Raw genomic sequence first — 22,632 nt, 5'->3', positions numbered from 1 at the left:
ATCCGTAACAGGATTTTTCATGGGGGAGGAGACGGGAGGATGAGAGAACGACCGCAGCGATGAGAAGTTCCGCGCTTAAGGCAAATCTGTGATCCGACTTGCAAAAATCGCCCCCCTATTTTGTGCCTGACGCCACAGAATAGAGCGCAACGTTAACTGGATCACACTCCTCATCACAGGGGCGTAGAGGGGGGGAGGATGAGAATATGTCGCGTTGTGACCCACTATTACCGCGAAACGTCTCTCCTTGATTTATGTGCCCACAAAAAGAAGGACTGGATTATGACTCGCAGCATTACCCTCGCCCGCACGCTGGCGCTCTCGGCACTGGCCACCCTGGTGCTCTCTTCTTCCGCCTTCGCCAAGATCGAGGAAGGCAAACTGGTTATCTGGATCAACGGCGACAAGGGCTATAACGGCCTGGCCGAAGTCGGCAAGAAATTCGAAAAAGATACCGGCATCAAGGTCACCGTCGAGCACCCGGACAAGCTGGAAGAAAAATACCCGCAGGTGGCCGCCACCGGCGACGGCCCGGACATTATCTTCTGGGCCCACGACCGCTTCGGCGGCTATGCGCAGTCCGGCCTGCTGGCCGAAATCCACCCGTCCAAAGCCTTCCAGGACAAGCTGTTCCCGTTCACCTGGGACGCAGTGCGCTATGACGGCAAGCTGATCGGCTACCCGATCGCCGTCGAGGCACTGTCGCTGATTTACAACAAAGACCTGGTCAAACAGCCGCCGAAGACCTGGGAAGAGATCCCGGCGCTGGACAAACAGCTGCGCGCCAACGGCAAGAGCGCCATCATGTGGAACCTGCAGGAGCCCTACTTCACCTGGCCTATCATCGCCGCCGACGGCGGTTATGCCTTCAAGTATGAAAACGGCAAATACAACATCAAGGATGTCGGCGTCGCCAACGCCGGTTCGCAGGCCGGTCTGCAGTTCATCGTCGATCTGGTGAAAAACAAGCACATCAACGCCGATACCGATTACTCGATCGCCGAAGCCGCGTTCAACAAAGGCCAGACCGCGATGACCATCAACGGGCCGTGGGCCTGGAACAACATCGAGCAGAGCAAAATCAACTACGGCGTGACGCTGCTGCCGACCTTCAAAGGCAAACCGTCCAAGCCGTTCGTCGGCGTGCTGACCGCCGGCATCAACGCCGCCAGCCCGAATAAAGAGCTGGCGACCGAGTTCCTCGAGAACTATCTGCTGACCAACGAAGGGCTGGCGGACGTCAACAAAGACAAACCGCTGGGCGCGGTGGCGCTGAAGTCCTATCAGGAAGCGCTGGCCAAAGATCCGAAGATCGCCGCCACCATGCAGAACTCGCAAAACGGGGAAATCATGCCGAACATCCCGCAGATGAGCGCCTTCTGGTACGCCGAACGCAGCGCGGTGATCAACGCCGTCAGCGGCCGTCAGACGGTGAAAGCCGCGCTGGACGACGTGCAGACCCGTATCACCAAGTAACGACGTCGTGCGGGGTGCCACGGTGCCCCGCCGTTGCTTCACAGAAAGGAACGCCCTATGCAATTCGCTCACGCCGGGACGCCCGCGCGTAAAAAATCGAAGTGGTGGCAAAGCGACGTGCTGAAATGGCTGGTGGTCGGCCTGTTCAGCCTGGTGACCTGCTACCTGATTGTGTTGATGTATGCACAGGGTGAATACCTGTTCGCCATCCTGACGCTGATCCTGGTCAGCGCCGGGCTTTACGTCTTCGCCAACCGCCGCGCCTATGCCTGGCGCTATGTGTATCCCGGCGTCGCCGGCATGGGGCTGTTCGTCCTGTTCCCGCTGATCTGCACCATCGCCATCGCCTTCACCAACTACAGCAGCACCAACCAGCTGACTTTTGAACGCGCGCAATCGGTGCTGATGCAGCGCCAGTTCCAGAGCGGCAAAACCTTTACCTTCGGCCTATACCCGGCGGAAAACCAGCAGTGGCGCCTGCAGCTGACGCCACCGGACAGCGAACAGCCGCTGATCTCCGAACCTTTCCGCCTCGACGCCGCCGCGCCGCAAACCCTGAAGCTGACGACGCAGAGCGCCGCGCCGCAGGGCGAACGCGCCACGCTGCGGGTGATCACCCAGAACCGGCAGGCGCTGAGCCAGCTGGTGGCGCTACTGCCCGACGGCGGGGAATTGCGCATGAGCTCCCTGCGCCAGTTCTCCGGCACCCGCCCGCTGTATGCGCTGGACAAAGACGGCAGCACGCTGACCAATAACCAGACCCAGGTGCGCTACCGGCCGAACGGCGACACCGGCTTCTATCAGGCGATCAACGCCGACGGCGGCTGGGCGCAGGAAACCCTGAGCCCGGGCTATACCGTCACCACCGGCTGGAAAAACTTCCTGCGGGTGCTGCAGGACGAGGGCATCAAGAAACCGTTCGTGTCGATCTTCATCTGGACCATCGTGTTCTCGGTGATGACGGTGATCCTCACCGTGGCGGTCGGCATGGTGTTGGCCTGCGTGGTGCAGTGGGAGGCGCTGAAAGGCAAGGCGATCTACCGCGTGCTGCTGATCCTGCCCTATGCGGTGCCGTCATTCATCTCGATCCTGATCTTCAAAGGTTTGTTCAACCAGAGCTTCGGCGAGATCAACATGATGCTCAGCCATCTGTTCGGCATCAAACCGGCCTGGTTCAGCGATCCGCTCACCGCCAAGAGCATGATCCTGATCGTCAACACTTGGCTCGGTTACCCGTACATGATGATCCTGTGTATGGGGCTGCTGAAGGCCATCCCGGACGATCTGTACGAGGCCTCGGCGATGGACGGCGCCAACCCGTGGCAAAACTTCTTCCGCATCACCTTACCACTGCTGATCAAGCCGCTGACGCCGCTGATGATCGCCAGCTTCGCCTTCAACTTTAACAACTTCGTGCTGATCCAGCTGCTGACCAACGGCGGCCCGGACATGATCGGCACCACCACGCCGGCCGGCTATACCGATCTGCTGGTCAGCTACACCTACCGCATCGCCTTCGAAGGCGGCGGCGGGCAAGACTTCGGGCTGGCGGCCGCCATCGCCACGCTGATCTTCCTGTTGGTGGGCGCGCTGGCGATCCTGAATTTGAAAGCCAGCAAGATGAACTTCGATTAGGGAGAATAACGATGGCCATGGTTCAACCCAAGTCCCAGCGCCTGCGCCTGTGGATCACCCATATTTTGATGCTGTGCTTTATCGCCCTGATCATGTTCCCGCTGCTGATGGTGGTCGCCATCTCGCTGCGCTCCGGCAACTTCGCCACCGGCAGCCTGATACCGGAAACCCTCTCCTGGGATCACTGGCGACTGGCGCTCGGCTTCAGCGTCACCCACGCCGACGGCAGCGTGACGCCGCCGCCGTTCCCGGTCCTGCTGTGGCTGTGGAACTCCATCAAGATCGCGGCGATCACTGCCATCGGCATCGTGACGCTGTCCACCACCTGCGCCTATGCGTTCGCCCGGATGCGTTTTCGCGGCAAGAGTACGCTGCTGAAAAGCATGCTGATCTTCCAGATGTTCCCGGCAGTGCTGTCGCTGGTGGCGCTGTACGCCCTGTTCGATCGCCTGGGCCAGTACATTCCGTTTATCGGCCTGAACACCCACGGCGGCGTGATCTTCGCCTACATGGGCGGCATCGCGCTGCACGTCTGGACCATCAAGGGCTATTTCGAAACCATCGACAATTCGCTGGAAGAGGCGGCCGCGCTGGACGGCGCCACGCCGTGGCAAGCGTTCCGTCTGGTGCTGCTGCCGCTGTCGGTGCCGATTTTGGCGGTGGTGTTCATTCTGTCGTTTATCGCCGCCATCACCGAGGTGCCGGTGGCGTCGCTGCTGCTGCGCGATGTGAACAGCTACACGCTGGCGGTGGGGATGCAGCAATATCTCAATCCGCAGAACTACCTGTGGGGCGACTTCGCCGCTGCTGCGGTGCTGTCGGCGATACCGATTACCGCCGTGTTCCTGCTGGCGCAGCGCTGGCTGGTGGGCGGCCTGACGGCCGGCGGCGTGAAGGGGTAATTTGTGCCACTGCAGTGCGTTTGATGTCTTTCCTTATCTTTTACCCTATGGATTTCAAGTTACAGCGAGTGCAGTCAACAACGCTGTAGCTTGAAAGACGACGGGGAATTATATCCTGTGTCTTTGGCGGCCATTGGCCGCCATTTTTATCTCCGCTATTCCCGTTTCAGCCGATCGGTGTTGGCCAGATAGAGCGTCACCACCAGCACCAATATCGCCGCGGCGTAGATCAGGGTATCGATGGGATTCTTGTGGTCCACGATAATCAAACGAATAATCGCGGTAATGCCGATATAAATAAAATAGCGCAGCGGGAAATGATAACCTGACTCAAAATACTTGACGATCAAGGCGATAAATTCAAAGTACAAGAAATAAATCACGATGCCTTCAATCAACAGGTATGAAGAAGACTCTTCGCTATTGATAAAGAGTACCTTCGCCAGGTGAATGGTCTCCTTGACCAGAAACACCACCAGAATTGCCGCCAGCAGCAGCAAGCCTACGTTCAGCACCCGCTGCAGCCCTTTCGCTATCATGATCGAACGCGACGTTTTTGCCATAAAACCTCTCTCTGAATACCGCCAATATGATTCAACCGTGCCAATATAGGCATTGTCTTAAAAATTATGCCCCGCGCGAAAGCACTTTAAACCCCATTTAATTCATAAAGTTATAATAAGATGTTTCTGGCTTATAGATTTGTAGCAAATCGAAATGTCAACTATCATGGGTCACAGAGATCTTTACATAAAACCAATAACCTCGAATTAACAAGGGAATTCTTTATGCGCGCTAAACTTAACGGACTGGTCGCTGCGGGCCTGTTTACCTGTGCATTGTCCGGCCACGCCGCCGGCCTGGTAACCCCTGACAACGATCTGCGTAACGATCTCGCCTGGCTGTCTGACCGTGGCGTCATCAACGTCAGCCTGTCCACCTGGCCGCTGAGCCAGGAAGAGATCAGTTCCGTTATCGCGCAGGCCAAGCCGGTTACCAATACCGAGAAAAACGTCATCGACCGCGTGCAGCGCCGCGTTGACGCGCTGAAAGCCAACATCCGCGTCAGCGGTTACGCTTCAACCGACAAACCCGGTACCCCGCAAGGCTTCGGCCAAAATGAGTACGCCGACGATCGCCTGACCATCGGCGCCGGCGCCAACGGCGAGTTCTGGGACGTACGTCTGCAGGGTTCCGTGGAAGGCGATCAGCGCGTCAGCGACGGCTCCAAATTCAATATGAACGGCTCCTACGGCGCGGTGAAAATCTGGAACCAGTGGCTCTCCTTCGGCGAGGTTTCCCAGTGGTGGGGCCCTGGCTACGACGGCAGCCTGATCCGCTCCGATGCCGCACGCCCAGTGGCGGGCTTCATGCTGCAGCGCGCCGACCAATCGCCGTTTGAAACCCCGTGGCTGTCGTGGATCGGCCGCTGGCAATACCAGCTGACCGCCGGCCAGCTATCGCAGTACAGTTCCGTCCCGCACACCAAACTGATCGGCGGCCGTTTCACCATGATGCCGACCGACTTCGTTGAGTTGGGTGCTTCACGCATCATGATGTGGGGCGGTGAAGGTCGACCACAGTCGTGGCGCTCCTTCTGGGATGGCGTAACCGGTAACGACAACACCGGCGATCCGAAAAACGATCCAAGCAACCAACTGGGCGGTTTCGACTTTAAGCTGAAACTGCAACCTTTGCTCGGCATACCGGTTAGTTTATACGGCCAGGCCATCGGTGAAGACGAGGCCGGTATGCTGCCTTCGCATAATGCTTATTTGCTGGGGCTGGAAGGCCACCCGGAATGGGGCCCGACCACCATCAACTGGTATATTGAAGGGGCGGATACACGCTCTGAATTCAGTACCAAGAATGTCATCTATCAACACTATGTTTATCGCGGCGGTTACTATCAGCAAGGCTACCCGCTGGGCCATGCGATGGGCGGCGACGGCCAAATGCTGTCTGGCCGCGTAGAGCTGGTGCTGGACGATAGTCAGCGCTGGAGCACACGTCTGGTCTACGCCAAAGTGAACCCAAGCAATCAGAACTATAACAAGGCGTTCCCGAAATCCGATACGCTGAAGGGCATTCAGGTCGGTTGGGGTTACACCTTCCCGTCTCAGGTTAAGTTCGACACCAGCCTGTGGTACACCGACAACGATCACAGCACCGCCGATGACGTGGGCGCGGGCGTCAGCTTCGAAGTGCCGATCAACCTGTAATTTGTTGCCGACGTAAAAAAACCCGCCGTGGCGGGTTTTTTATTGGCTTCAGCTCAGACGATTAGCGCCATTCCTTGAAACGGTTGATCAGCGCATTGGTCGAGCTGTCGTGGCTGCTGATTTTCTCTCTGCCCGCCAGCTCAGGCAGGATGCGGTTAGCCAGCTGTTTGCCCAGCTCCACGCCCCACTGATCGAAGGTGAAGATGTTCAGGATCGCGCCCTGGGTGAAGATCTTGTGCTCGTACAGCGCGATCAGGCTGCCCAGGCTGAACGGAGTGATTTCGCGCAGCAGGATCGAGTTGGTCGGACGGTTGCCTTCAAACACTTTGAAAGGCGCCACGTGCTTGACCTGCTCAGGGGTTTTACCCTGCGCCGCGAACTCGGCCTCCACCACTTCCAGCGACTTGCCGAACGCCAGCGCTTCGGTCTGGGCGAAGAAGTTGGACAGCAGTTTGGCGTGATGATCGCCCAGCGGGTTATGGCTGATAGCCGGCGCGATGAAGTCGCACGGCACCAGCTTGGTGCCCTGATGGATCAGCTGGTAGAACGCATGCTGGCCGTTGGTGCCCGGCTCACCCCAGATGATAGGGCCGGTCTGGTAATCCACCGGATTGCCGTTGCGATCGACGTACTTGCCGTTGGACTCCATGTTGCCCTGCTGGAAGTAAGCGGCAAAACGGTGCATGTACTGATCGTACGGCAGAATGGCTTCGGTTTCAGCGCCGAAGAAGTTGTTGTACCAGATACCGATCAGCGCCAGCAGCACCGGCAGGTTTTTCTCCGCCGGCGTTTCGGCGAAGTGCTTATCCATGGCGTGCGCGCCGCTCAGCAGCTGCTCGAAGTTGTCATAACCGATGGACAGCGCGATCGACAGACCGATCGCCGACCATAGGGAGTAACGGCCCCCTACCCAGTCCCAGAACTCGAACATGTTGTCGGTATCGATGCCGAATTCGGCCACCGCTTTGCCGTTGGTGGACAGCGCGGCGAAGTGCTTGGCTACGTGCTGTTGATCGGCGGCGCTGCTCAGGAACCAGTCGCGCGCGCTGTGAGCGTTGGTCATGGTTTCCTGGGTGGTGAAGGTTTTGGAGGCCACCAGGAACAGCGTGGTTTCCGGGTTCAGCGGCTGCAGCGTTTCGGCGATATGGGTGCCGTCGACGTTGGAGACGAAGTGCATGTTCAGGTGATTTTTATAAGGGCGCAGCGCTTCGGTCACCATGTAAGGGCCGAGGTCCGAACCGCCGATGCCGATGTTCACCACGTCAGTGATCGGCTTGCCGGTGTAGCCTTTCCACTCGCCGCCGATGACGCGCGCGCAGAACTGTTTGATCTTGGCCAATACCGCGTTCACTTCCGGCATCACGTCTTTGCCGTCGACTAGGATCGGGCTGTTGCTGCGGTTGCGCAGGGCAATATGCAGCACCGCGCGATCTTCGGTGCGGTTGATTTTCTCACCGGCGAACATCGATTTGATGGCGCCTTGCAGATCGGTTTCTTTCGCCAGCGCCTGCAGCTTCTCCAGGGTTTCCTGCGTGATACGGTTCTTGGAATAGTCCACCAACATTTGGTCGTTGAAGGTCGCGGAGAACCGGGAGAAACGATCGCTGTCCTGGGCGAACAGGTCGGCGATCCGTACGTCTTTCATCTGTGCATAATGTTGCTGCAGGGCTTGCCAAGCAGCGGTTTGACTAGGATTGATATTTTTCATAGCAACACTCTTAGGCTTGAGAATAAAAATGACGCGTTTGTCCGATTGTAGCCTGTTCGACTGTGATTATGATCTCTTTTCTTGCGATAGGCGCTAACTGTCAACACATTGCCGCCTCGTTTCAGCTTTCACTCTATACTTTGGCTAACGGCCTGTTATCGGGGTTGCCGAATTGTCATCAGGCTGTGTCATCGTTGCTCATTTCGTCATTTGAAAGGGATCTCACTTATGGAATTATCCGCCCCGCTCATGTTGGTGCTTATCGGCCTGGCGTCGCTGCTGGCGCAGTGGCTGGCCTGGCTGCTGCGCCTGCCGGCCATTTTGCCGCTGTTGCTGTTCGGCATCGTGCTCGGCCCGACGGTGCATCTGGTGCAGCCGGATCTGCTGTTCGGCGATCTGCTGTTTCCGCTGGTGTCGCTGTCGGTGGCGATCATCCTGTTCGAGGGGGCGTTGACGCTGCGCTTCGAGGAGATACGCGGCCTCGGCGGCGTGGTGCGCAATCTGGTCACCGTCGGCATGCTGGTTACCTTTCTGGTCATCAGCCTCGCCAGCTGGTGGCTGCTGGATTTCCCGCCGGAGCTGGCGGCGCTGATCGGCGCGGTGACGGTGGTGACCGGGCCGACGGTGATCGCCCCGCTGATGCGCGTGGTGCGGCCGAACGCCAACATTAACCAGGTGCTGCGCTGGGAAGGGATCGTCATCGATCCGGTCGGCGCCATCTTCACCCTACTGGTGTTCGAATTCATCGTGCTGAAACAGAATGCGGAGTCCTATACCCACCTGTTTTGGACGCTGGGCGTGACCGCCGCCGTCGGCCTGATCGCCGGCGCGCTGTTCGGCTACCTGCTCGGCCTGGCGCTTCGCCGCGTCTGGCTGCCGCGCTACCTGCAGAACCTGGCGGTGCTGGCGATCATGCTGACCGCCTTCGGCGTTTCCAACGCCATTGCCGACGAATCCGGCCTGCTGACCGTCACGGTGATGGGCATCTGGCTGGCCAACATGCGTGACGTCGATACCAGCGATATTCTGGCGTTCAAAGAGGAACTGTCGGCGATCCTGATCTCGGCGCTGTTCATCATTCTGGCGGCGCGGCTCGACATCCAGGCGCTGTGGAACATGGGCTGGCCGCTGCTCCTGCTACTGCTGGCGGTGCAGTTCATCGCCCGGCCGCTGTGCATCGCGGTATCGACCTGGCGCTCTTCCCTGCACTGGCGCGATCGGCTGCTGCTGTGCTGGATCGCCCCGCGCGGCATCGTCGCAGCGGCGGTCAGCTCGCTGTTCGCGCTGACGCTGCAGCGCAGCGGCTATCAGGGCGCCGACCGGCTGGTCACCGTGGTGTTCGCCATCATCATCGGCACCGTGGTGCTGCAAAGCCTGACCAGCGGCATGATGGCGCGCTGGCTGCGGGTACAGCAGCAAAAGCCGCGCGGCGTGCTGATCGTCGGTGCCAACAGCGTGGCGCGCATGCTGGCGCAGGCGCTGATCAAGCTGAACGTGCCGGTGATCGTCACCGACAGTAGTTGGGAATACTACCGCCAGGCGCGCATGGACGGCATTCCGGCCTACTATGGCCACGCCTACTCCGAACACGCCGAGAACTATCTCGACCTGAGCAATATCGCCCAGGTGTTGGCGCTGTCGCCCAATCGCCACCAGAACGCGCTGGCGGTCTACCACTTCGGCCATCTCTTCGGCGAGGATCACGTGTTTGCCATCCGTTCGGGGGCGCCGCTGAAAGGGCGCGGCGCCAGCGCGGAAAGTTCGCGTTTCCGCCGGCATGAAATTTTATTTAATCAGGAAGCCACCTACGGCCGCCTGAGCAGCCTGCTCGCCAGGGGGGCCACCATCAAGGCAACCAAATTGAACGAAAATTTCGGTTGGCTGGAGTATTTGGAGAAACATCAGGGCGTTATCCCGTTATTCAGCCAAAAGGAAGACGGTTCTCTGCAACCGATTGGCGCCGGTTCCACGCCCGCGATGCCCTGTACGCTTATCGCGCTGGTACAAGATGAAAATCCCTCACCGTCTGTACGTTGACAGAATGGCGATAACCGGCTATTCCTAACAGCCTACTTGCGCACCCGGTGCGCAAGCCAGAAGAGGCGCGTCGCCCAGGTAGAGTGTCAGAGGAGCCGTTTCTCCGTTGACGGCACCCGAGGGGGAGCGACGCCGAGGTAGGGTAATGGCCGGCCATTATCGTATCGACTACAGGGGCTGAATCCCCTGGGTTGTCACCAGGGGATCGCCCATAGGGCGATCGACAAGGTGGGGCGCTTCTGGGTGTATCGTAGCCTGACCTCTACGCCTGCCCCCTGTTTACCGCTCTCCCCTTGTGCCAAGGCTATGGAATTACAGTGCCCCCAAACGGGCATCCCTGACACGAGGTTTCTAGATGAACCAAGCAGCACCCCAGAATTCCACCGTGGTAGCCAAGTTCGGCGGCACCAGCGTCGCCGACTTTGAAGCCATGAACCGCAGCGCCGACGTCGTGCTGGCCAACCCGCAGGTCCGCCTGGTGGTGTTGTCCGCTTCGGCGGGCGTCACCAACCTGTTGGTCGCCCTGGCCGAGGGTTGCGAGGCCGACAAGCGCAATTACCAGCTTGATGAAATTCGCCGCATCCAGTACGCCATCCTCGATCGCCTCACGGCGCCGGCGGTGATCCGCGAAGAGATCGACCGGCTGCTGGAAAACATCGCCATGCTGTCGGAGGCCGCGTCGCTGGCCACTTCGACGGCGTTGACCGACGAGCTGGTCAGCCATGGGGAGCTGATGTCCACCCTGCTGTTCGTTGAAATCCTGCGCGCCCGCAACGTGCAGGCCGAATGGTTCGACGTGCGCAAAGTGATGCGCACCGACGATCACTTCGGCCGCGCCGTGCCGGACAGCGCCGCGCTCAGCGAACTGGCCCGAGCGCAGTTGCAGCCGCGCCTGCAGGAAGCGCTGGTGGTCACCCAGGGCTTTATCGGCAGCGAGCCGAAGGGCCGTACCACCACGCTCGGCCGCGGCGGCAGCGACTATACCGCCGCGCTGCTCGGCGAGGCGCTCGGCGTTGGCCGGGTGGATATCTGGACCGACGTGCCGGGCATTTACACCACCGATCCGCGCGTGGTGCCGGCGGCCAAACGCATCGACAAAATCGGTTTCGAAGAGGCGGCGGAAATGGCCACCTTCGGCGCCAAAGTCCTGCACCCCGCCACCCTGCTGCCGGCGGTGCGCAGCGACATTCCGGTATTCGTCGGCTCCAGCAAGGATCCGGCGGCCGGCGGCACGCTGGTGTGCAACACCACCGAAAACCCGCCACTGTTCCGCGCGCTGGCGCTGCGCCGCAAGCAAACGCTGCTGACGCTGCACAGCCTGAACATGCTGCACGCGCGCGGTTTCCTGGCCGAGGTGTTCAATATTCTGGCGCGCCACAACATCTCCGTCGATCTGATCACCACCTCGGAGGTCAGCATTGCGCTGACCATGGACACCACCGGTGCCACCTCCGTCGGCGGCAGCCTGCTGACCACCTCGCTGCTGACCGAGCTGTCGTCGCTGTGCCGGGTGGAAGTGGAAGAAGACCTGGCGCTGGTAGCGATCATCGGCAACCAGCTGTCGCGCGCCTGCGGCGTGGGCAAAGAGGTGTTCGGCGTGCTCGATCCGTTCAATATCCGCCTGATCTGCTACGGTGCCAGCAGCTATAACCTGTGTTTCCTGGTGCCGGGCGAAGAAGCCGAACAGGTGGTGCGTACCCTGCACCACAACCTGTTCGAATAAGTCATTATTCCCGATTGCGGGCGCAGCACGCTGCGCCCCTGCGTCTAAAAAATTCGTTCAAAACCTGCAGGGGTTCAGCATGTTGAACCCGCAAAAAACACAACCACACCCACCGTTCTCAATCTGGCTAAGGAAAACCTGCATGTTGGCACTATTCACGCGCTTATTCCCCCTGTGGGCGATACTGCTGTCCGTCACCGCCTATTACACGCCGACCTCCTTTACCGGCATCGGCCCCTACGTCAGCCCGCTGCTGATGCTGATCATGTTCGCCATGGGCGTCACGCTGCGGCTGGACGACTTCAAACGCGTGCTGGCGCGCCCCGGCCCGGTGGCGGCCGGCATCTTCCTGCACTATCTGATCATGCCGCTGGCGGCCTGGATCCTGGCAATGCTGTTTCGCATGCCGCCGGATCTGTCCGCCGGCATGGTGCTGGTGGGCAGCGTGGCCAGCGGCACCGCGTCCAACGTAATGATCTACCTGGCCAAGGGTGACGTGGCGCTGTCGGTGACCATCTCGGCGGTCTCGACGCTGGTCGGGGTGTTCGCCACGCCGCTGCTGACTCGCCTGTATGTCGACGCCAAGATCAGCGTCGATATCATGGGCATGCTGCTGAGCATTCTGCAGATCGTGGTGATCCCGATCGGCCTGGGCCTGATCGTCCACCACACCCTGACCAAGGCGGTGAAACGCATTGAGCCGCTGCTGCCGGCGCTGTCGATGGTGTGTATCCTGGCGATCATCAGCGCGGTGGTAGCGGGCAGCCAAAGCCACATCGCCTCGGTCGGTTTGGTGGTGATCGTCGCGGTGATCCTGCACAACGGCATCGGTTTGCTCAGCGGCTACTGGGGCGGCAAACTGTTCGGCTTCGACGAATCCACCTGCCGCACGCTGGCGATCGAAGTCGGCATGCAGAACTCCGGGCTGGCGGCCACGCTGGGTAAAATCTACTTCTCACCGCTGGCCGCCCTGCCGGGCGCGCTGTTCTCGGTTTGGCACAACCTCTCCGGTTCGCTGCTGGCGGGGTATTGGTCCGGCCGCCCTATCAAGAAAAAATAAACGGCCTGTAGGGACGCAAACAATTGCGTCCCCATTATTCTCTGCGAAATTTCGTATTTCCCACTGGTCGGATTGTCATAATTCCCCTCATCCCCTATCATCCGTGAAAAATAAAAATTCAGATTCTTCCTATCCATGCCGATAATGTTGGCAAGAGGAAGAGACGCTCTACTTTTTTTAATTAATTAAGTCACCAGGGTTGCCCGCCATAAAAGAAGCAGCCTAATTATTATTTAGATCTATACCCACCGTCTTATTTGCCGCGGCAAATCAAGATACCTCGCAATGTGCATGTCGCTCATTATTTCGGGCCGGCCGTCGGCCGCCCGTGGTTAACCTCATGGATTGGGCGGGCTGCCCCGGCGGCCTCTCATAATGGATTACAATGATAAAAAAAATAACCGCCTTGACGCTGCTGGTCAGCACGGCCCTTTCCGCCGAAACCCTGCCGGACGCCCACATGATGCGGGATATGTCGATGGGGGAGTCGCGCCGTGCGTTGCAAGACAGCACGCGTGAAGTCAACCAGTTGATTGAGCAACGCCGCTACCAGCAGCTGAAGCAGCAACGCTTGCTGGCGGAGCCGGAACCGCCCGCGCCCGCCCTGCCGCAGTCCGCGCAGTGCCTGCCAATCGCCGGCGTTTATCTGCAGGGCGTCACCCTGCTCTCGCCGGCCGATTTATCCGCCCTGAGCGCACTGCCGGAAAACTGCATCAGCAGCAATGATATCAATCGCCTGACCCGCGAATTAACGCGCCTTTATGTGCAAAAAGGCTATATCACCGCGCGCGTGCAAATTGTTCGCCCTAATTCACAGGGAGAATTGGGGTTAAGCGTCACCGAAGGATTTATCGAGAAAATAGAAGGCGGCGATCGCTGGGTCAACAGCCGTTTATTATTTCCGGGGCTGGAAGGCAAGCCGTTGAAATTAACCGAGCTCGACCAGGGATTGGATCAGGCCAACCGTTTGCAATCGAATACCACCAAGCTGGATATATTGCCCGGCCACCAGGTTGGCGGTTCGGTCATTCGTTTGCGCAATCAACATGCCAAGCCCTGGCTGATTACCGCCGGCACGGATAATTACGGCCAAAAAAGCACCGGCCAGTGGCTGGCGCGCGCCACCGCCACGCTGGACAGCCCGTTCGGCCTGTCGGACTTCGTCAGCCTGAACGCCAGCAGCACGCTGGAAAACCCGGCTCATCGCTATAACCGCGCCTATACCCTGCTCTATTCGCTGCCGTACGGCGCGTTCACCTTCAGCGGGTTCGCCAGCTTCTCGTCCTATGAGAACCACCAGCAGCTGCCGCACAACGTGGTCAAACTGCACGGCCAGACCCAACAGTACGGGCTGCGCAGCGACTATGTGTTTTACCGCGATCACGATCAGATAGACAGCCTGAGCGGCCAGTTGACCTACAAGCGCATCGACAACTACTTCGAAAGCGTGCGCCTCGAAGTCAGCAGCCCCACGCTGACCCTGGCCGAGCTGAGCGCCAGCCACCTGCAGATTCTGCCCAACGGGGTGTTCAGCGCCAACCTCAGCGTCGAACAGGGTCTGCCGTGGTTGGGGGCCGATCGCCACCCGAGCTCGGTGCACCTCGACAGCCAGTTCACCAAGGGCAAGCTGTTCGCCAACCTCAGCCAGCGCCTTCACCTGGGCGAGGCGACCTATCAGCTCAACAACCTGTTCTATGGCCAGTACAGCCGTGACCCGCTGCCCGGCGTGGAATGGCTGAGCCTTACCGATCGCAGCGCCGTGCGCGGCTTTAGCCGCAGTACCCAGTCCGGCGACAACGGCTGGTATCTGCAGAACACGCTGTCGCGCAGCTTCAATCTGGGCGCCACCACGCTGACGCCGCGCCTCGGCGCCGACGTCGGCCGCATTTTGCCGCGCCAGGACAACTCGGGGTGGCGCAGCAGCGCCGGCCTGAGCAGCGGCGCCACGTTGCGCTACCGGCAGGCGCTGGTCGATCTCGAGGTCAGCCGCGGCTGGATCTTGTCGAATCACGCCACGCCGGAAGATCCCGTTCAGGTACTGGCGCGCTTTTCTTACACCTTTTAATCAGCAGTTTTGCAGGACCCCACGGCAATATACGGAGAGACATGGATGAAAAATAATAACTTCAGGCTTTCAGCAGCGGGCAAACTGGCCGCCGCGCTGGCGATTATTCTCGCCGCTTCCGCCGGCGCCTATGCCGCGGAGATCGTGGCGGCCAACGGCGCCAACGGCCCCGGCGTTTCCACCGCCGCGACCGGCGCGCAGGTGGTCGACATCGTCGCGCCGAACGGCAACGGGCTGTCGCACAACCAGTATCAGGACTTCAACGTCAACCAGCCCGGCGCGGTGCTGAACAACTCCCGCGAGGCGGGGCTGTCGCAGCTGGCCGGCCAACTGGGCGCCAACCCCAATCTGGGCGGGCGCGAAGCCAGCGTGATCCTCAACGAAGTGATCGGCCGTAACCCTTCTCTGCTGCACGGCCAGCAAGAGATCTTCGGCATGGCGGCCGACTACGTGCTGGCCAACCCGAACGGCATAAGCTGCCAGGGCTGCGGGTTCATCAATACCAGCCGCTCCTCGCTGGTGGTCGGCAACCCGCTGGTGGAGAACGGCCTGCTGCAGGGCTACAGCACCCTGGACAACCGCAATACCCTGAGCCTCAACGGTACCCTGAACGCCGGCGGCGTGCTGGATCTGATCGCACCGAAGATAGACAGCCGCGGTGACGTGATCGTACAAGACTTCACCCACCGCAACGGCAGCGTAACGCCGGCGGCGATCAACGCCATCAGCGGCCATAACCGCGTGGCGCGCGATGGCAAGGTGCTGGCCAGCGTACAGCCGACCACCGCGCTGGACAGCTACTACCTCGGCAGCATGCAGGCCGGGCGCATCAACATCATCAACACCGCGCAAGGCAGCGGCGTGAAGCTGGCGGGCACGCTGGCCGCCCGCGACGATCTCAAGGTGAAGGCCTACGATATTCGCAGCGAAAGCCGCGTTGACGACGCCAGCAGCAACCGCAACGGCGGCGACAACTACCAGAACTACCGCGGCGGCATTTACGTCAACGACCGCAGCAACAGCCAGAAGCTGACCCGCACCGAGCTGAAAGGCAAGAACATCAGCCTGGTGGCGGATAACCACGCGCACCTCACCGCTACCGATATTCGCGGCGAAGACATCACGCTGCAGGGCGGCAAGCTGACGCTCGACGGCCAGCAGCTGAAACAGACCCAGGGCCACACCGACGACCGCTGGTTCTACTCCTGGCAATACGACGTCACCCGTGAGCGCGAGCAGCAGCAGCAGGCAGGCAGCACCGTCGCCGCCAGCGGCAGCGTCAAACTCGTCAGTACCCGGGAAGACGTGAACCTGTTGGGCGCCAACGTCAGCGCCGCTCGGGCACTGAACGTCAAGGCGGCGCGCGACGTGCACCTCGCCGGGCTGGTGGAGAAGGATAAGTCCACCGAACGCGGCTATCAGCGCAACCACACTTCCAGCCTGCGCACCGGCAGCTGGAGCAGCAGCGACGAAAGCGAAAGCCTGAAGGCCAGCGAACTGCGCAGCCAGGGGGCGCTGACGCTGGAGGCCGGCAACAACGTCGCGACCCAGGGCGCCAAGCTGCACGCCGGCCGCGATTTGACGGTCAATGCCGGCAACCAAATCCAGATCGGGGTGCAGAAAACCGCCAACGCCAAAGCGGTGCGCGATGACAAAACCTCCTGGGGCGGCATCGGCGGCGGCGACAACAAGAACAACAGCAATCGCCGCGAGGTCAGCCACGCCTCCGAACTGACCAGCGACGGCACCCTGCGCCTGAACGGCCAGCAGGGCGTCACCATCACCGGCAGCAAGGCGCGCGGCAAGGAAGGCGGCCTGGTCAACGCCACGCAAGGTGGCCTGCGCATCGACAACGCGCTGAGCACCACCGTGGACAAAATCGATGCGCGCACCGGCACCGCCTTCAACATCACCAGCAGTTCACACAAGGCCGACAACAGCTACCAGAGCAGCACCGCCAGCGAGCTGAAGTCTGATACCAACCTGAAGCTGGTCAGCCGTAAGGATACCGACGTCATCGGCAGTCAGGTCACCAGCGGCGGCGAGCTGAGCGTGACGTCGCAGACCGGCAACATCAACGTCAAGGCCGCCGAACAGCAGCAAAAAATCGATGAGCAGAAGACCGCGCTGACCGTCAACGGCTACGCCAAAGAAGCCGGCGACAAGCAATACCGTGCCGGTTTGCGCATCGAACACACCCGCGACAGCGAAAAAACCACCCGCACCGAAAACCGCGCCTCGACCCTCAGCGGCGGTAGCGTGAAGCTCGAGGCGCAGAAAGACGTGACCTTCAGCGGCTCCAAACTGGTCGCCGACAAAGGCGACGCCAGCGTCAGCGGCAACAAGGTCTCGTTCCTGGCGGCCGACGATAAAACCACCTCGAACACCGAGCAGACCAAGATCGGCGGCGGTTTCTACTACACCGGCGGCATCGACAAGCTCGGCAGCGGCGTGGAAGCCGGCTACGAGAACAGCAAAACGCAGGCGCAGAGCAGCAAGGCGGTCACCTCCGGCAGCGACGTCAAAGGCAACCTGACTGTCAACGCCCGCGACAAGCTGACCCAGCAAGGCGCGCAGCACAGCGTCGGCGGCACCTACCAAGAGAACGCCGCCGGCGTCGATCATTTGGCCGCCGCCGACACCGCCAGCAGCACCACCACCAAAACCGACGTCGGCGTGAACATCGGTGCCAACGTCGATTACAGCGCCGTGACCCGCCCGGTCGAGCGCGCAGTCGGCAAGGCGGCCAAGCTGGACGCCACCGGCGTCATCAACGACATCGGCGGCATCGGCGCGCCTAACGTCGGCCTGGATATCGGCGCACAGGGCGGCAGCAGCGAAAAACGCAGCAGCAGCTCGCAGGCGGTGGTCAGCTCGGTGAAAGCCGGCAGCATCGACATCAACGCCAAAGGCGAAGTGCGCGATCAGGGCACGCAATATCAGGCAAGCAAAGGCGCGGTCACGCTGACGGCGGACAGCCACCGCAGCGAAGCTGCAACGAACCGCCAGGAAGAGCAGAACCGCGATACCCGCGGCAGCGCCGGCGTGCGCGTCTACACCTCCATCGGCAGCGATCTGACCGTGGACGCCAAGGGCGAAGGCGGCACCCAGCGCAGCAACAGCAGCGCCAGCCAAGCGGTGACCGGCTCGATCGACGCGGCCAACGGCATCAACGTCAACGTGAAAAAAGACGCGGTCTATCAGGGTACCGCGCTGAACGGCGGCAGCGGTAAAACCACCGTCGACGCCGGCGGCGATATCCGCTTTGATCAGGCCAGCGACAAACAGAGTGAGAACCACAGCGGCTTTAACGTCAAGGCCTCTGCGAAGGGCGGCTTCACCGCCGACAGTAAAAACTTCGGCGCCGGCTTCGGCGGCGGTACCAACAAAGGCGAAAGCAGCGGCAGTACCGCACAGGTCGGCAACGTCAGCGGCCAACAGGGCGTTGAACTGAAGGCGGGCCGCGATCTGACGCTTAAAGGCACTGACGTCAAGAGCCAGGGCGACGTCACCCTGAGCGCGGGCAATAAGGTTGCGCTGCAGGCGGCGGAATCGACCCAAACGCGTAAGGAGAGCAAGCTGTCCGGCAATCTCGATCTGGGCGCCGGCAGCAGCGACAGCAAGGAAAAAACCGGCGGCAGCCTCTCCGCCGGCGGCGCCTTCGACATCGCCAAGGTGAATGAGTCCGCGACCGAACGCCAGGGCGCTACGCTCGCCTCAGACGGCAAGGTCACCCTGTCCGCCGGCGGTAAAGGCGACGACGCGCTGCATCTGCAGGGCGCCAAGGTCAGCGGCGGCAGCGCCGCGCTCGAGGCGAAAAACGGCGGCATCCTGCTGGAGTCCGCCAAGAACGAGCAGCATAAGGACAACTGGAGCCTGGGCATTAAAGCCAACGCCAAAGGCGGCCAAACGTTCAACAAGGACGCCGGCGGCAAGGTCGATCCGAACACCGGCAAAGACACCCATACGCTGGGCGCCGGTCTGAAGGTCGGCGTGGAACAGCAGGATAAAACCACCCACGCCAACACCGGCATCACCGCGGGCGACGTGGCGCTCAACAGCGGCAAGGACACCCGCCTCGCCGGGGCGCGCGTCGAGGCCGACAGCGTACAGGGCAAGGTGGGCGGCGATCTGCACGTTGAAAGCCGTAAAGACGTCGAGAAAGGCGTGAAGGTGGATGTGGATGCCGGGCTGAGCCACAGCAACGATCCGGGCAGCAGCATCACCTCCAAGCTGTCGAAGGTCGGCACGCCGCGCTACGCCGGGAAAGTGAAAGAGAAACTGGACGCCGGGGTGAACAAAGTGGCCGACGCCACCACCGACAAGTACAACAGCGTGGCGCGTCGCCTCGATCCGCAACAGGACAACACCGGCGCGGTCAGCTTCAGCAAAGCCGACGGTAAAGTGACGCTGCCGACAACGCCGGCCGGCGAAAAACCGCAGGGCCCGCTGTGGGATCGCGGCGCACGCACCGTCGGCGGCGCGGTGAAAGACAGCATCACCGGGCCGGCGGGCCGCCAGGGGCAGCTCAAGGTCAATGCCGAGGTGGTGAACAACAACGCAGTCGGCGAGCAATCGGCGATTACCGGTAAGCACGGCGTGGCGCTGCAGGTCGGCGGCCAAACCCAACTCACCGGCGGCGAGATCCGCAGCCAGCAGGGCAAGGTGGAACTGGGCGGCAGCAAGGTCAGTCAACAGGACGTCAGCGGCCAACGCTATCAGGGCGGCGGCCGCGTCGATGTGGCGGCTACGGTAGGCGGCCTGGCCGCCGGTGCGGCGAAACAGGGCGTTGACGGCAACGTGCCGTTCGCCAGCGGCCATGCCTCAACGAAACAGGCGGACGCCAAAGCCGGCGTGTTCAGCGGCAAATAACGCGCCTCTCCTAGGCAATGCCCCCGGTGAAAACCGGGGGCATTTTTTTACAGCGTGCTTGGGGTGTCTTCCCAGTCGCGATCGTCGTCCTTCGCATCCTGATCCAACACGTTGTAAGCCACGGCGCAGAACAGCGAATTCAGGCGCTTCATGTCCCCCAATAACCCCAAATGCAGCGAGCTGGTCTCGATGCTCTGCACGTTTTGCTGGTGCAGGCGATCGACGTGCGCGTGCGCGTAGCGGCGATCCAGAATGCGGAAGCGGTGCTTGGAACGGCGCAGGCGCTTGGCGCTGGTAACGTCGCCGGACAGGAACACCGACAGCCCCAGACGCAGGTTGCCGATCAGCCGCTCGTGCAGCCCGTCAAGCTCCGCCAGCCCTTCCGTCGAGAAGGCGCGGCGCGCGGCGTGCGACTTGGCGCCCACGTCGCCGGCCATGCGTTCGATGATGTCGCCCGCCTGTTCCAGGTTGAGCGCCATTTCGATGATCTCCGCCCAGCGGCGCGAATCTTCCTCTCCCAGATCCTCCTTCTGGATCTGCGCCAGATACAGCTTGATGGCGGTGTACAGCACGTCGACGTCGTCGTCCAGACGCCGCACCTCTTTATCCACCCCTTGCTTGCCGTGCAGCACTTCGCGCTGCAGGATCATCATGTGTTCCACCACGTCGCCCATCCGCAGCGTTTCGCGCGCCGCGTTGGCCAACGCCAGCGTCGGCGTATCCAGCGCGCTGGCGTCCAGATGGCGCGGCCGCATGCGCGGATCGTCGGCCGCCACGTCGACGATCAGTCGCTCGCACAGCGTCGCCATCGGCCCGGCCAGCGGGATCATCACCAGGCAGCGGATCAGGTTGTAGAACACATGGAAATAGATCACCAGTTCTTCGCTGCCGCCAGGCAACTGAGCCATCACATCCGCCAGATAGGCGACGAACGGCAGCACCAGGATGCAGCCCACCAGTTTGAACAGCAGGCTGCCGAGCGCCACGCGCCGCCCGGCGGCGTTCTGGCCGCTGGCGTTGATCATCGCCAGCAGGCCGCTGCCGAGGTTGGCGCCGATCACCAGGCAGAGCGCCACCTTCAGCGAAATCACGCCGGACGCGGTCAGGGTGGCGGTCAGCAGCACCGCCGCCAGGCTGGAATAACTGACGATGGCGAACAGCGCGCCAGTCAGGGCGTCCAGCATCACGTCGCCGGTCAGCGACGAGAACAGCACTTTGACCCCGGCCGCCTGGGTGATCGGCGTGGCGGCGGCCACGATCAGCTCCAGCGCCAACACGATCAGCCCAAGGCCGATCAGGACGCGCCCGATCTGGCCGATCCGCATCTGTTTGCGGCTGAGGAACAGGAAGACGCCGACCAGGATCAGCAGCGGCGACAGCCAGGAAAGATCGAAGGTCAGCACGCGCGCCATCAGCGCGGTGCCGACGTCGGCACCGAGCATGATCACCAGCGCAGGCGCCAGCCCCACCAGCCCCTGAGCGACGAAAGAGGTCACCAGCAGCGCCGTGGCGTTGCTGCTTTGCACCAGCGCGGTCACGCCGATGCCGGAAACGAACGCCAGCGGCTTTTTCTCAACGCTGTCGCTCAACACGCGCCGCAGATTGGCGCCGTAAACCCGCATGATCCCGGTGCGCACAATGTGGGTACCCCACACCAACAGCGCCACGGAGGAAAGCAGGTGAAGAAGGGTCAGCACGGAAGATACGCTCCATTAACGCCCGGCCAAAGGAGGCTGATACCCGATGCCAGTCAGGCGGTGCGGACGGACGGAACGGTTCTGTTCGCCTTAGCCGCAGCCGGTAGGCCAAAAGATGACGGGTACAGCGCGCGGTCCCGCCTGCCGGGCGTAGGTCTGGCAGGACAGCGAGCGGGCGGCAGACCGCAGAAGAGAAGGGTTAATGCGGCGGCGGAAAGGCCCCGGCGCCGCGCTGCGAAATCATGCAACTTCCCGCAATACAACAGGTTCCAAGTGTAGCCCAATTTCCGCGCCGTCGGGCCGCAGGTCGGCCACCGACCGGTTGAGCACGTCAACCAGCAATTCTACACCGCGAACCTGAATCCGATAGCGTACCACATTCCCGAGCAAACTGTGGCCCAGGATCACCCCGCCGATCCCCTGCCCGGCCGGCAACAGGCCGATAGACTCGGGCCGGATCGCCACCTTGCCGGCATAGCTGCGCCCGGTCAGTTGGGCGGCCTGTTCGGCGGTCAGCAGGTTATAGTTGCCGATAAACCCGGCGGCGAAGGCGTCCGCAGGCTGGGTATACAGGGTTTCCGCATCGCCGCTCTGCACGATCTGCCCCTTGTTCATCAGCACGATGCGATCCGACAGGGTCAATGCCTCTTCCTGATCGTGGGTGACGAAGATCGCCGTCAGGTTCAGCTCGCGTTGAATGCGCCGGATCTGCTCGCGCAGGTGTTTGCGGATACGCGCGTCCAGCGCCGACAGCGGTTCGTCGAGCAGCAGCAGCCGCGGGCGGGTGACCAGCGATCGCGCCAGCGCCACGCGCTGACACTGGCCGCCCGACAGCTGATGCGGATAGCGCTTCGCCAGATCGCTCAGCTCCACCAGCGCCAGCACCTCCTGCACCCGCTGGCCGATCTGCCCGGCCGCCAGCTTCTGCATTTTCAGCCCGAAGGCCACGTTGCCTTCCACCGTCATATTGGGAAACAGCGCATAACTTTGGAACACCATGCCGATGCCGCGCTTTTGCGGCGCCAGCGGCACCAGATCCTGGCCCTGCAGCAAAATGTGCCCGCTGTCGACCGGGGTCAGGCCGGCCAGGCAGCGCAGCAGCGTCGATTTGCCGCAGCCGCTCGGCCCCAGCAGGGTGACGAACTCCCCCTCTTCGGCGGTGAAATCGATATCCTGAAACACCTGAGTCTGGCCATAGTATTTGTTCAAGCGGGTGACATTGAGATAAGCCATCG

General features: G+C 61.4%; 13 protein-coding genes and 1 riboswitch. Of the genes, 9 read left to right on the top strand and 4 right to left on the bottom strand.

The window, feature by feature from the left end:
• Positions 1 to 282: 282 nt before the first annotated feature.
• From malE to malG, 3 genes are read left to right on the top strand one after another with little or no spacing between them, the layout of a single operon-like run.
• Positions 283 to 1,476 (top strand): maltose/maltodextrin ABC transporter substrate-binding protein MalE, encoded by a 1,194-nt coding sequence (malE, locus tag ACJ8HT_RS14375; RefSeq protein ID WP_025304464.1) that lies wholly within the window; start codon positions 283 to 285, stop codon positions 1,474 to 1,476.
• A gap of 57 nt (positions 1,477 to 1,533) precedes the next feature.
• Positions 1,534 to 3,111: a maltose ABC transporter permease MalF gene (malF, locus tag ACJ8HT_RS14370; protein ID WP_197653079.1), complete on the top strand. Its 1,578-nt coding sequence runs from the start codon at positions 1,534 to 1,536 to the stop codon at positions 3,109 to 3,111.
• Between the two features lie 11 nt (positions 3,112 to 3,122).
• On the top strand, positions 3,123 to 4,013 hold the full coding sequence (gene malG / locus ACJ8HT_RS14365) for a maltose ABC transporter permease MalG (RefSeq protein ID WP_004936696.1): 891 nt from the start codon (positions 3,123 to 3,125) through the stop codon (positions 4,011 to 4,013).
• A 155-nt stretch (positions 4,014 to 4,168) separates the two neighbouring features.
• Here the strand turns inward: malG and psiE are convergent, their stop codons facing one another.
• Complete coding sequence (gene psiE, locus ACJ8HT_RS14360) at positions 4,169 to 4,576, bottom strand: phosphate-starvation-inducible protein PsiE (RefSeq protein WP_015379238.1); 408 nt, start codon at positions 4,574 to 4,576, stop codon at positions 4,169 to 4,171.
• Positions 4,577 to 4,801: 225 nt separating this feature from the next.
• Here psiE and ACJ8HT_RS14355 point away from each other — a divergent pair, with 225 nt between their 5' ends.
• The gene (locus ACJ8HT_RS14355) at positions 4,802 to 6,235 is read left to right on the top strand and encodes a capsule assembly Wzi family protein (protein ID WP_099816668.1); all 1,434 of its coding nucleotides are present in this window, start codon (positions 4,802 to 4,804) and stop codon (positions 6,233 to 6,235) included.
• Between the two features lie 61 nt (positions 6,236 to 6,296).
• Here the strand turns inward: ACJ8HT_RS14355 and pgi are convergent, their stop codons facing one another.
• Positions 6,297 to 7,943 carry a glucose-6-phosphate isomerase gene (pgi, locus tag ACJ8HT_RS14350; RefSeq protein WP_197653080.1) on the bottom strand — a complete coding sequence of 549 codons (1,647 nt, stop codon included), beginning with the start codon at positions 7,941 to 7,943 and terminating at the stop codon, positions 6,297 to 6,299.
• Positions 7,944 to 8,171: 228 nt separating this feature from the next.
• On the opposite strand from pgi, the gene ACJ8HT_RS14345 reads away from it, so the two are divergent.
• From ACJ8HT_RS14345 to ACJ8HT_RS14325, 5 genes are all read left to right on the top strand, one after another.
• The gene (locus tag ACJ8HT_RS14345; RefSeq protein ID WP_004936687.1) at positions 8,172 to 9,980 is read left to right on the top strand and encodes a cation:proton antiporter; all 1,809 of its coding nucleotides are present in this window, start codon (positions 8,172 to 8,174) and stop codon (positions 9,978 to 9,980) included.
• 52 nt (positions 9,981 to 10,032) lie between these two features.
• Positions 10,033 to 10,227, top strand: a riboswitch (Lysine riboswitch).
• 108 nt (positions 10,228 to 10,335) lie between these two features.
• On the top strand, positions 10,336 to 11,703 hold the full coding sequence (gene lysC, locus ACJ8HT_RS14340; protein WP_194572191.1) for a lysine-sensitive aspartokinase 3: 1,368 nt from the start codon (positions 10,336 to 10,338) through the stop codon (positions 11,701 to 11,703).
• Positions 11,704 to 11,845: 142 nt separating this feature from the next.
• On the top strand, positions 11,846 to 12,763 hold the full coding sequence (gene panS, locus ACJ8HT_RS14335) for a ketopantoate/pantoate/pantothenate transporter PanS (protein ID WP_049201525.1): 918 nt from the start codon (positions 11,846 to 11,848) through the stop codon (positions 12,761 to 12,763).
• A gap of 385 nt (positions 12,764 to 13,148) precedes the next feature.
• The gene (locus ACJ8HT_RS14330) at positions 13,149 to 14,828 is read left to right on the top strand and encodes a ShlB/FhaC/HecB family hemolysin secretion/activation protein (protein WP_197653081.1); all 1,680 of its coding nucleotides are present in this window, start codon (positions 13,149 to 13,151) and stop codon (positions 14,826 to 14,828) included.
• A gap of 45 nt (positions 14,829 to 14,873) precedes the next feature.
• On the top strand, positions 14,874 to 19,700 hold the full coding sequence (locus tag ACJ8HT_RS14325; RefSeq protein ID WP_197653082.1) for a hemagglutinin repeat-containing protein: 4,827 nt from the start codon (positions 14,874 to 14,876) through the stop codon (positions 19,698 to 19,700).
• Positions 19,701 to 19,747: 47 nt separating this feature from the next.
• Here ACJ8HT_RS14325 and ACJ8HT_RS14320 read toward each other — a convergent pair whose 3' ends face one another.
• Positions 19,748 to 21,397, bottom strand: a complete 1,650-nt coding sequence (locus ACJ8HT_RS14320; protein WP_141972260.1) for a Na/Pi cotransporter family protein — start codon at positions 21,395 to 21,397, stop codon at positions 19,748 to 19,750.
• 240 nt (positions 21,398 to 21,637) lie between these two features.
• Positions 21,638 to 22,630, bottom strand: a complete 993-nt coding sequence (locus ACJ8HT_RS14315) for an ABC transporter ATP-binding protein (RefSeq protein WP_197653083.1) — start codon at positions 22,628 to 22,630, stop codon at positions 21,638 to 21,640.
• Positions 22,631 to 22,632: the final 2 nt, after the last annotated feature.

Origin of the sequence: Serratia sp. CY44782 (assembly GCF_052168715.1) — a bacterium.
Taxonomy (GTDB): domain Bacteria; phylum Pseudomonadota; class Gammaproteobacteria; order Enterobacterales; family Enterobacteriaceae; genus Serratia; species Serratia nevei.
The sequence above is the reverse complement of the archived record's forward strand: the minus strand, read 5'-3'. Positions and strand labels throughout refer to the sequence as shown.